Origin of the sequence: Litorivivens sp. (assembly GCF_041624475.1) — a bacterium.
In the GTDB taxonomy this organism is placed as follows: domain Bacteria; phylum Pseudomonadota; class Gammaproteobacteria; order Pseudomonadales; family Spongiibacteraceae; genus Litorivivens.
The window spans coordinates 139,918-153,725 of the sequence record NZ_JBFJUX010000006.1 but is presented as its reverse complement, the minus strand read 5'-3'; the positions used below and the strand labels follow the sequence as shown (position 1 = coordinate 153,725).

13 protein-coding genes are annotated in these 13,808 nt (G+C 56.7%); 6 read left to right on the top strand and 7 right to left on the bottom strand.

From position 1 onward, the window contains the following. Window positions 1–37 precede the first annotated feature (37 nt). Both cysB and ABY734_RS09105 read right to left on the bottom strand, forming a co-directional pair. Window positions 38–1,012: an HTH-type transcriptional regulator CysB gene (gene cysB / locus ABY734_RS09110; RefSeq protein WP_372778676.1), complete on the bottom strand. Its 975-nt coding sequence runs from the start codon at window positions 1,010–1,012 to the stop codon at window positions 38–40. A 106-nt stretch (window positions 1,013–1,118) separates the two neighbouring features. Next, entirely contained in the window at window positions 1,119–2,018 is a 900-nt protein-coding gene (locus ABY734_RS09105) for a 5'-nucleotidase (RefSeq protein WP_372778675.1), read from the bottom strand. A gap of 165 nt (window positions 2,019–2,183) precedes the next feature. Between ABY734_RS09105 and alr the strand changes: the two genes are divergently transcribed. Together alr and ABY734_RS09095 are read left to right on the top strand one after the other, a co-directional pair. Next, window positions 2,184–3,248, top strand: a complete 1,065-nt coding sequence (gene alr, locus ABY734_RS09100; RefSeq protein WP_372778674.1) for an alanine racemase — start codon at window positions 2,184–2,186, stop codon at window positions 3,246–3,248. Between the two features lie 17 nt (window positions 3,249–3,265). Further along, on the top strand, window positions 3,266–4,447 hold the full coding sequence (locus tag ABY734_RS09095; RefSeq protein WP_372778673.1) for an EAL domain-containing protein: 1,182 nt from the start codon (window positions 3,266–3,268) through the stop codon (window positions 4,445–4,447). 7 nt (window positions 4,448–4,454) lie between these two features. On the opposite strand, the gene ABY734_RS09090 is transcribed toward ABY734_RS09095, so the two are convergent. The 5 genes from ABY734_RS09090 to ABY734_RS09070 all read right to left on the bottom strand — a co-directional run bounded on the left by ABY734_RS09090 (window position 4,455) and on the right by ABY734_RS09070 (window position 8,664). Then, the gene (locus ABY734_RS09090; protein WP_372778694.1) at window positions 4,455–5,795 is read right to left on the bottom strand and encodes an alanine/glycine:cation symporter family protein; all 1,341 of its coding nucleotides are present in this window, start codon (window positions 5,793–5,795) and stop codon (window positions 4,455–4,457) included. A 26-nt stretch (window positions 5,796–5,821) separates the two neighbouring features. Continuing rightward, on the bottom strand, window positions 5,822–6,847 hold the full coding sequence (locus ABY734_RS09085; protein WP_372778672.1) for a 1-aminocyclopropane-1-carboxylate deaminase/D-cysteine desulfhydrase: 1,026 nt from the start codon (window positions 6,845–6,847) through the stop codon (window positions 5,822–5,824). 2 nt (window positions 6,848–6,849) lie between these two features. Beyond that, entirely contained in the window at window positions 6,850–7,185 is a 336-nt protein-coding gene (gene yajC, locus ABY734_RS09080; protein ID WP_372778671.1) for a preprotein translocase subunit YajC, read from the bottom strand. Between the two features lie 124 nt (window positions 7,186–7,309). Beyond that, window positions 7,310–8,053: an SDR family NAD(P)-dependent oxidoreductase gene (locus ABY734_RS09075; protein WP_372778670.1), complete on the bottom strand. Its 744-nt coding sequence runs from the start codon at window positions 8,051–8,053 to the stop codon at window positions 7,310–7,312. 74 nt (window positions 8,054–8,127) lie between these two features. Then, entirely contained in the window at window positions 8,128–8,664 is a 537-nt protein-coding gene (locus ABY734_RS09070; RefSeq protein ID WP_372778669.1) for an AhpC/TSA family protein, read from the bottom strand. Window positions 8,665–8,776: 112 nt separating this feature from the next. On the opposite strand from ABY734_RS09070, the gene ABY734_RS09065 reads away from it, so the two are divergent. The 4 genes from ABY734_RS09065 (at window position 8,777) to ABY734_RS09050 (ending at window position 13,788) form a co-directional block, all read left to right on the top strand. Then, window positions 8,777–9,922 carry an autotransporter outer membrane beta-barrel domain-containing protein gene (locus ABY734_RS09065; protein WP_372778668.1) on the top strand — a complete coding sequence of 382 codons (1,146 nt, stop codon included), beginning with the start codon at window positions 8,777–8,779 and terminating at the stop codon, window positions 9,920–9,922. Window positions 9,923–10,077: 155 nt separating this feature from the next. Beyond that, entirely contained in the window at window positions 10,078–11,769 is a 1,692-nt protein-coding gene (locus ABY734_RS09060) for a caspase family protein (RefSeq protein ID WP_372778667.1), read from the top strand. A gap of 56 nt (window positions 11,770–11,825) precedes the next feature. Continuing rightward, window positions 11,826–13,013, top strand: a complete 1,188-nt coding sequence (locus tag ABY734_RS09055) for an autotransporter outer membrane beta-barrel domain-containing protein (RefSeq protein ID WP_372778666.1) — start codon at window positions 11,826–11,828, stop codon at window positions 13,011–13,013. A 13-nt stretch (window positions 13,014–13,026) separates the two neighbouring features. Continuing rightward, window positions 13,027–13,788: a hypothetical protein gene (locus ABY734_RS09050; RefSeq protein WP_372778664.1), complete on the top strand. Its 762-nt coding sequence runs from the start codon at window positions 13,027–13,029 to the stop codon at window positions 13,786–13,788. Window positions 13,789–13,808: the final 20 nt, after the last annotated feature.

The following is a 13,808-nucleotide window of genomic DNA, read 5'->3' as shown; positions in this document are numbered from 1 at the left end:
GCTGCGGGAAAGCAACGCGCAGCGGGCGCTGGAGGCGCTAGTAGACTGGCAAATCGATATGCGCAAACAGCTCTTCGATTTCGGATTTACTGTGACGGCGATAGGCTTCGTCAACCAGCTCTCGCGTCAGGTGAGGGGCAAACAACTCGATAAACTCGTACATGTAGCCGCGCAGAAAGGTGCCGCGACGAAAGCCGATTTTGGTCACCGAGGCATCAAACAGGTGGCTCACATCCAGCGGCACCAGATCGCTGTCCAGCTCCGGGTCGTAGGCCATTTTCGCCACAATACCGATACCCAGACCAAGCCGGACATAGGTTTTGATAACATCGGCATCGGCTGCGGTAAACACCACCTTCGGCGACAGTCCTTCTTCTATAAAAGCCTCATCCAGCTTTGAACGACCGGTAAAGCCGAATACATAGGTAACGATGGGAAACTCGGCCACATCCTTCAGCTGCAGCCGGGAAATCTGGGTCAGCGGATGATTCCTGGGCACCAGCACAGTGCGGTTCCAACGGTAGCAAGGCATCATGATCAGGTCACCGAACAGCTCAAGCGCTTCGGTCGCGATCGCAAAATCGACGGTGCCGTCGGCGGCCAGCTCGGAGATCTGCAAGGGTGTGCCCTGATGCATATGCAGGGCGACATCCGGGTAGTTGCTCATAAACTCGCGGATCACCGGCGGCAGTGCATAGCGCGCCTGGGTGTGGGTCGTGGCAATCGACAGGGCACCCTTGCGCTCGTCACTGAATTCCTGGGCCACCTGCTTGATACCTTCGACCTTGCGCAGCACTTCGCCGGCGGTCTTGATGATCGCCTCTCCTGCCGGGGTGATATGGGTCAGATGCTTGCCGCTGCGGGCGAAGATTTCAACGCCCAGCTCATCTTCCAACAGGCGAATCTGCTTGCTGATACCCGGCTGGGAGGTATAGAGGCTCTGCGCGGTAGCAGAAACGTTGAGGTCGTGGTGGGCCACTTCCCAGATGTAGCGCAATTGCTGGAGCTTCATAGCATCTCTTATTGACCAAACTCACAAGCTGATAGCAGTTTAGTACAGTAATAACGCGGTTGCCGCTTATAACTTTAGAAAAATTGCCAATTCCCTGGCGGGCAACTCAGTCATTGGCAACGCCATGGGGGACATGCCCGGTGGCAACGTGCTGACTCGCGGACTGGCAATGTGAAGCCTGATCATCAAAGAACACATCAGCACCGTACGAATGCAGAAAATCGCCCTTGTCGAGGCCGCCGAGAAACAACGATTCGTCAATCCTGATATTCCAGTCTCGAAGGGTGAGTATGACACGCTGGTGGGCGGGCGCTGAGCGGGCGGTGACCAGCGCTGTGCGGATCGGTGATTCATCGGGCGGAAAGATAGTTTGCAGGCGATTCAGAGCGGCGAGGAAGGGTTTGAAGGGACCGCCAGACAAGGGGGTTCTGGCCGCAGCGCGCTCGCTAGCGGCAAAGGCCTCAAGCCCCTTCTCCTTGAAAATGCGCTCCGCCTCGTCGGAAAACAGCACTGCATCGCCATCAAAGGCAAAGCGCAACTGATCCGATTCTTCGACCGAACGTTTGCCCCGCGGCAACAGTGTGGCCGCGGCCACCCCGTTGTTCAGGGCGTTGCGAACGTCGTCGGCATGGGTCGACAGAAAGAGATGGCAACCAAAGGCGCTGATGTAACGGTATGGGCTCTCCCCGCCACAAAAGGCAGCGCGGGAAATTTTCAGCCCGTAATGCTCAATGGAGTTGAATACCCGCAGGCCGGTGTCGGCGGAATTGCGCGACAGCAGAATCACCTCCACCCGCTCTTCCCCCAGGCGCTCATTAATCTTGAGTAGCTTCTGCACCAGCGGGTAGGCTTCACCCGGTTCCAGCACCTCTTCCTCATGATCAATCTGATACTGCTGATAGGCTTCGAGACCGGACTCTTCAAAGACCCGATGACTCTCATCCAGATCAAACAGTGCTCTGGACGAAATAGAAATAACCAGCTTGTCTTCAAAACCCTTTGGCATTCGCAGGCCGCCTGAACCCGATGATTTTTTGCACTAAAACACTAGCATAGCCATTTTTCTTGCGACTTTAAATGAATCTCTGTGGCAGCGCTTGCAGTCACCGTGAGCGCAGGGTAATTTGCCCCGGTACCTGCAGTAATCAATCACCCGCGGACATCGTGCATCATGGAACACACTGCCTGGGCAGAAATTAAGCTCTCAGCCCTTTCTCACAACCTCGCTCAGGTGCGGCAGTGCGCTCCCAAAGCCAAAGTGATTAGCATGATCAAAGCTGACGCTTACGGTCACGGACTGGTGGAGGTCGGCAAACAGCTGGCTCCTGAGGCAGACATGCTGGGGGTTGCCCGCCTCAGCGAAGCACAGACGCTGCGCAACCAGGGTATCAGCGCGCCAATCTTATTAATGGGCACTCTTCTTTCTGACGAGGCGCTGCGCTACTGCGCCACACACCGCATTGCTCTGGCCATACACACACTGGCCCAGGCGCGCCAAGTTGCCGCCCTTGGGATTCCGATGGAGCTTTGGCTGAAACTGGATACCGGCATGAATCGTCTCGGCTTGTCCGAAGTCGAACTGCACCAGGCTCACCAAGTGCTCAGCACGGCAAAGGCGGCGCACAGCCTTAACTTGATGACACACTTCAGCAGTGCCGACGAAGACAGCGCACCGATCACGACAGAACAGATCGACCGATTTGATCGGGTCGCCAATCACTACCCCAACCTGTCCCGCAGTCTGGCCAACTCCGCCGCGATCATAAGCGCAGAGCGCAGTCACCGGGAGTGGGTGCGCCCCGGCATTATGCTGTACGGCTCTAACCCTACAGCAATACCAATGGATTTAATGCCAGTGATGACACTTAAATCCCGCATTCTCGCTGTGAAAAGTGTGTCTGCTGGAGAGTCTGTGGGCTATAACGGCAAGTGGACGGCCAGCAGAGACAGCCGGATTGCAGCCATCGGCATCGGTTATGGCGACGGTTACCCCAGACAACTCCCCAACAGCACACCCGTGCTGGTCAACGGACATCGTTTTCCCGTGGTGGGGCGAATTTCAATGGACATCTGCAGTATTGACATCACAGACTCTACATTACAGATTAACGAAGGTGATAATGTAACCCTTTGGGGAGAAGGACTTCCAGCCGACGATATCGCGCCACTTGCCAACACCATAAGCTACCACCTGTTTACCGGCGTAACTTCGCGTGTCCCGCGGCTGTATCGCTAACGACGAATTGGGGCACTATGGATCTGAAGCAGTTTTTTCCGCACTATCAGCCGATTGTGGATGTCCTGACCGGCAACATTGGAGGTTACGAGGCCCTCGCGCGCTGTGAAACCCATGACGGCAGCATCATAAGCGCCTGGCCTTTTTTCAACGACGAACAGATTAATGTCGAGGACAAGATCACTGTCGATCGCCATATTCGCTCCACGGCTCTTGCGACGTTTGCGGCCCGACCGGGCGGTGAGTTTATCAGTGTAAACATTTCACCGGCTTTTATTCAGCCAGAGCGCTCCGATCTCGGCGAAAACACGCTGGCCCTGCTCGATCGACTGGAATTGCCTCCCTACAAAGTGGTCACGGAAATCACGGAAGCACCGGGCAAGCGTAAATCGGTAAACGTGCTGGCCAAGCGCTTTCGTGAAGCCGGGCTACAGGTCGCCATTGATGATTTCGGGGCGGGTTATTCTCATATGGAACGCCTGTTTGATCTGCGTCCAGACTACTTGAAAATCGACATGAACCTTTTCCGCCTGGCCTCACGCGGCGGTGTCCGGGCAGACTATTTGCAGGCGCTTCGCTACGTCACCGAACGAAACGATATCAAGGTCGTGTATGAGGGTGTCGAAACTGAAGACGAGTTCATGTTTGCGGTCGATTGCGGTGCTCGCTTTATCCAGGGCTTTCTGTTTTCCAACGCAGAATCAACCATCCTCCCCATAGACCAGTTTCGCGATCAGGTCACTGCACTTCGCCAGCGCTACCTCTCAAGAAAATCCGGAGTCCGAAAGGATGCCGCTCTGCATAAAGCTGACGTCAATCACGCCATACTCGCGCTGAAAGAATTGGTGCTGGACGAAGACCTGAGCAAGGTAGAGGTAAGTGAACTGCGCAAACTCGGCGTGATTCGTTTCTTTGTCTGTCGGGCTGATGGCGAACAGGTGTCATCCAATTACAACGTACTGGACAAGCTGACGGTTGACCGCAGTTTCTGCGGGTTCAACTGGGGCACACGCCCCTACTTCCCGGAAATGATCGCGAGTCGAGACGCGACAGACGATGCTGATTACATTGTCCACTCCTCAACCTACAAGGATCAGGAACGGCAGGAGCTTTGCCGCACCTACGGCGTCAGCCTCAGCGCCAATCACCTGTTAATGGTCGACGTCAGCGAAACCGACCTGGTCACTTACGTGAAATAACACTTTTTTACGCTCTGTTGGTCGCGCGATACTCCCGCGTCAAACGAAACACAACCGGGCTCAGCAACAACAGGGCAATCAGGTTGGGCAGTGCCATCATGGCATTCAGCGTATCTGCCACCAGCCAGATCAATTCCAGATTGGCCAGCGCGCCAAGAGGAACCGCAGCTACCCACAACAGGCGAAAGGGCAGCTCGGCCTTTACGCCGAACAGATAAACCACACAACGCTCGCAGTAATAACTCCAGCCAAGAATAGTCGTAAAGGCAAACAATACCAGACCAATCGATACAACGTATTGGCCGCCGGGCAACAGCTGATCAAAGGCCGCCGCCGACAGTGCGGCACCGTTCTCGCCGCTGGTCCAGGCGCCACTCAACAGAATCACAAAACCCGTGATACTGCACACGATCAAGGTATCGATAAAGGTACCCAGCATGGCGACCATACCCTGCCCCACCGGGCTGTCGGTTTTGGCAGCGGCGTGGGCAATAGGCGCACTGCCCAACCCCGCTTCGTTGCTGAAAATACCCCGCGCCACCCCGAAGCGAATGGCGGCCCAAACCGCTGCTCCGGCAAAACCGCCGGTTGCCGCGGTACCGGTAAAGGCAGATTCAAATACCAGCGCAATCACCGCCGGCAACTCCCCAAGGGAACCGATGATGATGATCAAGCCGGCGATAAGGTAAAGCGCGGCCATCAAAGGCACCAGAACGCCGGCCACCTCGGCTATACGACGAACCCCGCCCAGCACCACGGCGGCTACCGCCACCAGCAGGCAAAACCCGGTAATGCGCGGATCGATGCCGAAGCTGCTGTCGAGCGCGTCGGCGACAGAATTGGCCTGCACACTGTTGCCGATGCCAAAGCCGGCAATCGCGCCAAACAGGGCAAAGGCCACCGCCAGCCAGCGCCAATGAGAAGGCAGACCATTCTTGATGTAATACATCGGGCCGCCACAGAAATCACCGTTGGCGTCGCGCTCGCGATAGTGCACGGCGCAAACCGCTTCTGCATATTTGGTTGCCATACCAACCAGCGCGGTGCACCACATCCAGAACAGCGCGCCGGGACCACCCAGTGCAATCGCAGTGGCAACACCAGCGATGTTGCCGGTACCGATAGTCGCCGACAGCGAGGTCATCAGAGCCTGAAATGGCGAAATATCGCCTTCGCCCTCACCGCGCCTGCCGGCCAGCAACATGGTGAACGCCCGACCGATATTGCGTAGCGGCATCAACCGCAAACCCAGCATCAGGTAGAGACCGGTGCCAAGGATAAGCACCAGCATGGGTAGGCCCCAGACCAGTCCATTCAGCGATGAGACCAGTCTTTCAAAAGTTTCCAGCATGAGAAATCCTGCGATGGTTGCTGTTATTGTTGTTCCGAGTGCGCTTTAGTCAATACCGGTGCCACTTGATCGCGCTGGGGGAACAGGCCAAACGTGCCGCCCGTGTGCACAAACACCAGATCGCTGCCCGCCAAGCGGCCGCTTCTGATTTCTTCGATCAGGCCGTGAAAGGCTTTGCCGGTATAAACCGGGTCAAGAATAATGCCTTCCAGCCGCGCCACGGTAGCGATGGTTTTAAACACGGCCTCATCGGCTATGGCGTAGCCGGCACCCACATAGCCATCAATCACCCGGGTATCCAGTGAGGCTAGGTCAAAAGCCGGTTGATAGCGGTCGCGCCAGTCCGCAACATCCTGCCGCACTTTATTGAGGAACCAGGCTTCGTCGTCGCAGACGTTCACCCCCCAAACCTGACTCGGCAAGTTCAGTAAACGCGCGCCTAGGGTCAAACCCGCCTGGGTGCCACCCGAACCCGTCGCACAGACAATATGCTCCGGCGCAATCCCTGCGCGGGCAAAATCCTGCCGCAGTTCGTCTGCCGCCATCAGGTAGCCCCATACTCCGATACCGTCCGAGGCACCGGTGGGAATGATAAAGGCCGGATGCCCTGCCTCGTCGCTGCGCTGCTTTGCCGCATTGAGCAGGGAGTCTAGATTGGACTGGTAGAAACGGGCCGGATGGAAGTCGATCTGTGCGCCAGCGAGCTGATCGAGGAGCAGATTGCCGTCGCCGACTTCGGGCTCAGCTCCGCGCAGAATCAAATGACAGCGCAGACCGAGCTGGGCACAAAGCAGTGCGGTAGCGCGACAGTGGTTGGACTGAATACCGCCGCAGGTAATGATGGTATCGCAACCGTCTTGCAAGGCCTGAGCCAGAGTGAATTCCAGCTTGCGCACCTTGTTACCGCTTAACACGCTGCCGGTGAGATCGTCGCGCTTCACCCAGAGGCGGATTCCTGCCCCAAGCCTCTCACTGAGACGATCCAGCGGTTGCAAGGGGGTGGGCAGTTGCGCCAGTGGCAGCCTTGGGGGAAGCGGCGGCAAGGGCACGATCAGATTGCCTTGATAGTGCCCTTGGGCAGCACAGCGCTGACCATGCCGCGCTGGAACTTGAGCTCCATATTGTCGCCCACTTGCAGCACCACGTAATGGTCATCAAGACGCACCACTTTGCCGAGAATGCCGCCACTGGTCACTACTTCATCACCCTTGGCCAGGGCCGCGACCATTTCCGCATGCTCTTTCTGACGTTTGCGCTGGGGGCGGATTGCCAGAAAGTAAAACAGTACAAACAACAGCACCAGAAAACCCAGCTGGAACAGATCACCGCCGGGAGGAGGCTGCTGTCCTGCGCTCTGTGCATGGGCTTGGGAGATAAAGAAACTCATCACATATCCTTAATAATCAATGTCTTGCAGATCAATCTTGATAATTAATCTGATTGTAGCTCAAACGCGAACGTCATTGTAATCCATATTGACCGTTAAGCGTGACCCCGCGCGCTCGTGTACGCTAACCCGCCGACACGCCGGAATCCAGTGGCAGAGCGACACCATTGATATGGCGCGCATCCTGTGAGGCCAGAAACAGCACCGCGTTGGCAACATCTTCCGCTTCAGCCATTTCCGTCAGGGGCATATAGCGAGCCATCAGTTCGAAATTGACATCCTCCGGCGCGGAAAACTTCTGAACCAGCTCAGTCTGCACCCCGCCCGGACAAATCGCGTTGCAGCGCAGCCCCTGTTTGGCATATTCCAGCGCAATCGATTTACTCAACATCACCACCGCCGCCTTGCTGGCGCAATAGCCCGAGGTATAGGCCTGGCCCATCAGGCCCGCTATGGACGCCATATTGACGATATTGCCCTTCTGTTTCAGCAGATGGGGAATGGCCGCCCGCGACAGATACATTACGCTGGACAGATTGACGGCCAGAATCTGATCCCACTGCTCATCCGTTGTATCGTGAAAATGGTGCGTCTTGGCTATACCCGCAATATTGCACAGCACATCGAGCTGGCCAAATTCTGTTGCGGCCTCTTCCACCGCAGCCCGGCAATCGGCCGAGCTGGTCACATCCAACACCCGGGTTTTCACCTGCCCCGGCAGTGCTTCTGCGACTGCTTGCAATCCTTCACCGTTGATATCGCAAAGATAGAGCGAGGCACCTTCGGCAGCAAAAGCCTGAGCGCTGGCGCGGCCAATGCCTGATGCGGCACCGGTGATCAATACCGTCTTGCCCGAAAATCGTCCCATAAAAATACGTCCTGTCAGTCTAATTCGCGGCTAACACTAGCACGCCGTGAATGTTGCAACATACGCCGTTCGGGCTAGCTGCAGTGCGCAGCGACTGCGGAGAGCACCTCGTCGTCACCCGGCAGGTCTCCGGAATCGCGTTGAACATAGCGATACAGTGGCTCCATCGCCGAAGACAGCAGTACCACACCGCCCAGCTGTCTGACGTCTTTGCCCGGACGGCGCACATCGCGCATACGCTTTATCGCCTTCAATGGTTGACGCAGCATCGGCCCCAGGGTGACCTGCCACCAGGAGCCGTGTGGCATATCCAGCTCCCGGTACAGGGCTGCGTCCGGGTCGGCGTAAACCGGAAAACTCAGCTCCAGTTCCTGCTCCAATGCCAGTGCCTCGGCGCCATCCCCCTGGCAGATACCCACCACCTGGCAGCGATCGGTGGGAATTTCAGCGAGCATCCCCTCAGTAACCACCAGGTGCTCTCGGCACAGTGGACACCCACTGTGCCGCAGTATAATTAGCAAGACCGCTCGCTTATCGACAACCTCCCTCAGCACAGTGCGCTCGCCACCTCGAAAAAGTGTCACGTCCTGTAATTTCAAGTTAACCTCCATTGGACAACCGACAAGTCTCAGTATCTTGCCGTATAATGAACAGCTTGCATGAGGCCTGCGCTAAAATCCCGTTAATAAATGCGGCGCTCGACTCGGTCACGAAGGAGCTGCAATGACTCGCCTCGGACAAACGCTACTAATCCGACTGGCAGCCGCATCGTTGTGCCTTAGCTCCCTGGCATTTGCTGACCATCAAGGCAATCTTGTCAACGTTCACGACGACAACATTACCCTGATAGGCGAGCTGGTTACGATTTCCTTCGGTTTCCAGGATCAGAACAAGAACGCCGACCGCTGCGACCAGTCAGACTGTCCCGGTGAAGGTGGATTCTCGGCAAGCGGTGCTGCTGGCAGCTTTGCAAGCAGTCTGGGCAGCCGCATAGGCCTGGCGCGTGGCCGGAACAGCAACTCGGCGCGGGGCGGAAGCGCCGGTGCCGATACCGACGGTTTCAGTCGCTGGTCTCCCTTTCTGATGGCCGACTCCGCTGATACAGATAAACAGCAGACGAGGCGCGGGCTGGCCTATGCGCAGGATAGCGAAGCTTTGCTGCTGGGTGTTGACTACCAGCTGCATCCTGACGTTAGAGGCGGCATAAGCCTCAGTTCTCTAAAGGCCGATACGGTTATTGCCGGCAAGGAAGGCGACGCCAGCAGCGATACACTCATGCTGGGTTTTCATGGCTCAAAGTACTGGGGAGATACCTTCCTGGATACACTCGCCAGTGTGGGGCAGATTGACTTGGATTCTGTCCGACACTCAAGTACCGGTAGCTACAGGGGTGCCACCCAAGGCAAGTTCCACTCGGCAGAAGCTGCGCTGGGCCACTTTTTCGGCTGGCAGGGTCTGACACTTACCCCAAGCCTGCGCATTTTCCATCTTCGCGGCAAACTCGACGACTACTCAGAGCAGCCCCTGACTGGCAGCGGCGCCCTTTCCTACCGGGATCTGCATTTTGAGTCACTGAACCTGCGCGGCGCCCTGCAACTGGATTACGCTGTCTCGACGAACTTCGGCGTCGTTATTCCCGGCTTATACATTGCCTATCACCGGGAGTTTGGCGATGTCGAGGCCCTCAAAACTCGCAGTGGAATCAAACACATCAGCGATAAACCCGAACAAAATTACGGCTCTGCTCGCCTCAGCCTGTCGCTCCAGCTCCGCCACGGCCGATCCGTTTTCGCGGCCTTTGAAAAGGTTATTGCGCACAGTCTGCTCGATCAGAAGAGCTTTACGGCCGGACTCAGATTGGAGCTCTAGTGCGCTTGAGATCAGTAGCAGGCCGTTGATTTACCCTTAGCTGCGTTCCCGCTTGATAGCGCTGTCAGAATGTCCCACACTAATTAAAAGTGGAGATTCAAGGCAAGTTCGTTCCAGCCTGCTCATTACGTTTCCGCGCTAAAAGGTCGCTAGCCATGAAATTACACCTGACAGGTAAATATCGCGTGGTAGCTATGGGGGCCTGCGGCATTGCCAGCCTGCTTCTATTGTCTGCCTGCTCATCTTCGACCACCCAGCCCGGTGCAACCCCCGCCTCGCAGGAAGAGCTGATTTCGGGCATGCACGTGGTGGATTGCCTGCTCCCAGGTCAGGTTCGCAGCCTCGGCAACCAGACCTACCTTACCGCCCGTCGTCCCATAAAAACCACAGCCTCTGACTGCAATATTCGCGGCGGCGAATATGTCGCCTACGATCGCGCAGACTATAAATCGGCACTGAACGTCTGGATGCCCGCCGCTAAAGCCGGTGATGCGGAAGCCCAGGTCAATGTCGGTGAGATTTTTGAAAAAGGGCTCGGTGCGGAGCCCAATTACGAAGCTGCCGCCATCTGGTATGAGAAAGCCGCAAATCAGGGCAATGAACGAGGCCTGTTCAATCTCGGCACCCTTTACGAACAGGGCCTTGGTGTAAAGGCGGACAAGCTGAAAGCGCTTAACCTTTATCGTCAGGCTTGGGGTCTACCGGAAGACAGCGTGATCTTTCAGGAAACCGCCAGACAGGAACAGGAAGCCCTCCGCGCCAGTTTGCAGAAGGAGCTTGCCGCCAAAGAAACTCAGGTCAGGCTGCTTAAGCAACAAATCAATAGCCTGCAAAAGAAGCTACAAAGCGCCGCCAATTCCTCAAGTTCAGCTGGGGAATCAGGCGCCCAGCGCGATCTGCGGGTTGAGCTTGAATCGCTCCAACAACTGGTTGCCAGCCTGCAAAGCTCACAACAGGACGTCGCAACACAGCTAGCGTCAATTCCTGAGGGGCCGAAACTGCGCACTGCCACTGCGACTCGCCCATCAGCCCTGGTAAACACCCAGTCATCTACCACCGAGGCAGTTACACCGCTGATGATTGGCGACCTAAATTTCGGGCGCTATTACGCGTTGATTATCGGCAACCGCCAGTACCAGTCACTGACCAACCTGGATACCCCCTGGAACGACGCCAAAGAGTTGGGCCGCATTCTGCAAGAGATGTACGGTTTTCAGGTAGAGCTGTTACTCGACGCCGACCGGTTTTCCATTATGAAAGCCATTAACGATCTGCACGACAAGCTCGGGCCTAACGACAACCTGTTTCTCTACTATGCGGGGCACGGTAACCTGATCGATGTTGGTGATCGAAATACAGGCTATTGGCTTCCGGTCAATGCCGACCCGCCACCCAACGATGCCTTCTGGGTGCCCAATGAATACATCACCAACCACCTCGGCCGGCTTCAGGCCAAGCGTGTCCTGGTGGTCGCCGACTCCTGTTATGGTGGCCTGCTGTCAAATTCACCCGGCCATCTCTTTTTCGGCAATACCGCTAAAACCAACAAATTGGAGTACATTCGCTACAAGCTGCCGCGTAAATCCCGCTTGCTGCTTTCATCAGGCGGCGACAAGCCGGTAATCGACAGTGGAGGCCAGGGGCATTCAGTCTTTGCCCGGGAATTAATTGAAACACTGCGCGGCAATACCGAGGTTCTGTCTGCCCCCGACCTGTACGCCGCAATAAAGCAGCCGGTCACGGCCCGGGCGCAGGCCAATGAGTTTCTGCAGGAACCGGTCTATAAAAGCATCAAGGGAGCCGGACACGAAGTTGGCGATTTCTTCTTCGTGCCGAGAGCTCAGTAACTTTATTGGATTCTTGATATATAAAGAATATGACAGCCAGCGACAGGGGGCATTGTATGATTAACTTGATCAAAGTCGCAGCTATCGCCAGCTGTGCCTTGCTACTCACCGGGCAGAGCCTTGCCGACCACAAGGAGTGCGGAACCAACTCTGAGCCACAACCGCAAGAGCCAACGTCACCGCCCTTTCAGGAGTTTGGTTCCACTTCCGAAAACACTTCCGTGGCACGCCCCGCTGAAAATCCCACGGTAACGGAACGCCCTGAATGCGCCGATCAGACTGGCAGCTCAACCCGTGAGCAGACAGTCGATTTTGTCGGCGGTCTCAACGACCGAATCACCCAGGCCCGGGGCAGCTTTGGCGGTAAGCGCAATCGCACTGCCGCAATGGGTCACCCGAAGGGTGGTGCCGCAGGCGCCGATGGCATCGCTGACAGCAACCGCTGGTCACCCTTTGTCGTGCTCGACAGCAGCAATGCCGATCGTCGCGCAACTGATATCAGCCGCGCCTACGAACAGGATGCGGACATCCTCATTCTGGGCACCGATTACCGCCTGCAGGAAGACCTGATAGCCGGGGCCACACTCAACTATGTCGCCTCGGATACCGAATATGACGACAATCAGGGCAAGGCCGAAAGCGACAGCATTATTATCGGCTTCCACGCATCAAAATACTGGGGAGACACCTACCTCGACGCCTTGCTTACTTATGGACAGATTGACCTCGACGTGGAGCGCTCCTCCACCTTTGGCCAGTTTGACAGTTCCACCGAAGGCGATTTTCATTCCGCCGAACTGGCCTTTGGTCACCTCTTTAACCACAATCGCTGGACCATAACGCCCAGCGTCAGGCTGCTCAATGTTCGTGGTTCAATCGACGGCTACAGCGAAAAGACAGTCAGCGGCTTCGGCGCCCTTACCTATGAAGAGCAGAAGTTTGACTCGCTGAATGCGCGTGCATCCCTGCAGGCCGACTATGTGTTTCTCACCGACTGGGGCGTATTGATCCCCAGCGTCTATTTTGCCTATCACCACGAGTACGCAGAGGCAGACGCGGTCACCACCAATACCGGCGTACGCCAGTTTGGCGAAGACCCGGCGAGAAATTACCGGGCTGGGCGTATCAACCTTGCCGCCCAGTTCAAGCGCGGCTTGTCTGGTTTTATCAGCTATGAGCGCCTGATCGATCACGAACTGCTGGATCGCGATACAGTTGTTATCGGTGCTCGCGTCGAACTCTAAAACAGGCCTTCTGTTGCTGGCTGTCGTCCTGACGGCAGCCTGCTCTTCCCCGCTTGAACGCGCCCGGCAATTCGCCAACGATCATAAATTGAGCAGCGAAGTTGTCCGCGGCCTACCCTTCCAGCATCAAGTGTTTCGCAAACAGGGCCGACCCAGCGAACGTCTGCACATCTACCTCGACGGTGACGGTAGCCCCTGGCTGCAGGGTCAGTTCATAGCCAATGACCCAACCCCACGGCGGCCGTTGGCCCTCCAGTTGATGGCCGCAGCGCCCTACTCGGCCATTTACCTGGGCCGCCCCTGCTACTTTGGGTTTGCTGACACACCGCCCTGCGCTCCTCGCTATTGGACCTCGGCACGCTACGGCGAGGAAGTGGTCAACAGCCTGATCAGCGCAATCACACAACTTCGCCAGGACCAGCGGCCGCTACTGCTTATTGGCTACAGTGGCGGCGGCGCCCTGGCCACATTAGTCGCCGGCCGGCTGGCGGGAGATATCCAGCTGGTTACCGTTGCCGGCAATCTGGATATCGCTGCCTGGACGACACTGCACGGCTATCTGCCGCTGAGTGATTCACTGAACCCGATCGCCGAAGCAGCAACCAATACCGTTCGCCAACAACATCTGATCGGCCTGCGGGATCGCAATACGCCGCCCGAGCTGGCGAGCGCCTATGTGAAGCAGCACGGTGGTACACTGAGGGAATTTCCTGACTTTGACCATGTCTGCTGCTGGCGTGAAAACTGGCCAGACATACTGGACAGTCTGCTGTAAACGGACACCCCGTTTTTTGG

Excerpts from the sequence above, each read along its gene's own strand:
- cysB (WP_372778676.1), bottom strand. The coding sequence starts at position 1,012 with ATGAAGCTCCAGCAATTGCGCTACATCTGGGAAGTGGCCCACCACGAC.
- ABY734_RS09105 (WP_372778675.1), bottom strand. The coding sequence starts at position 2,018 with ATGCCAAAGGGTTTTGAAGACAAGCTGGTTATTTCTATTTCGTCCAGA.
- alr (WP_372778674.1), top strand. The coding sequence starts at position 2,184 with ATGGAACACACTGCCTGGGCAGAAATTAAGCTCTCAGCCCTTTCTCAC.
- ABY734_RS09095 (WP_372778673.1), top strand. The coding sequence starts at position 3,266 with ATGGATCTGAAGCAGTTTTTTCCGCACTATCAGCCGATTGTGGATGTC.
- yajC (WP_372778671.1), bottom strand. The coding sequence starts at position 7,185 with ATGAGTTTCTTTATCTCCCAAGCCCATGCACAGAGCGCAGGACAGCAG.
- ABY734_RS09075 (WP_372778670.1), bottom strand. The coding sequence starts at position 8,053 with ATGGGACGATTTTCGGGCAAGACGGTATTGATCACCGGTGCCGCATCA.
- ABY734_RS09070 (WP_372778669.1), bottom strand. The coding sequence starts at position 8,664 with ATGGAGGTTAACTTGAAATTACAGGACGTGACACTTTTTCGAGGTGGC.
- ABY734_RS09065 (WP_372778668.1), top strand. The coding sequence starts at position 8,777 with ATGACTCGCCTCGGACAAACGCTACTAATCCGACTGGCAGCCGCATCG.
- ABY734_RS09060 (WP_372778667.1), top strand. The coding sequence starts at position 10,078 with ATGAAATTACACCTGACAGGTAAATATCGCGTGGTAGCTATGGGGGCC.
- ABY734_RS09055 (WP_372778666.1), top strand. The coding sequence starts at position 11,826 with ATGATTAACTTGATCAAAGTCGCAGCTATCGCCAGCTGTGCCTTGCTA.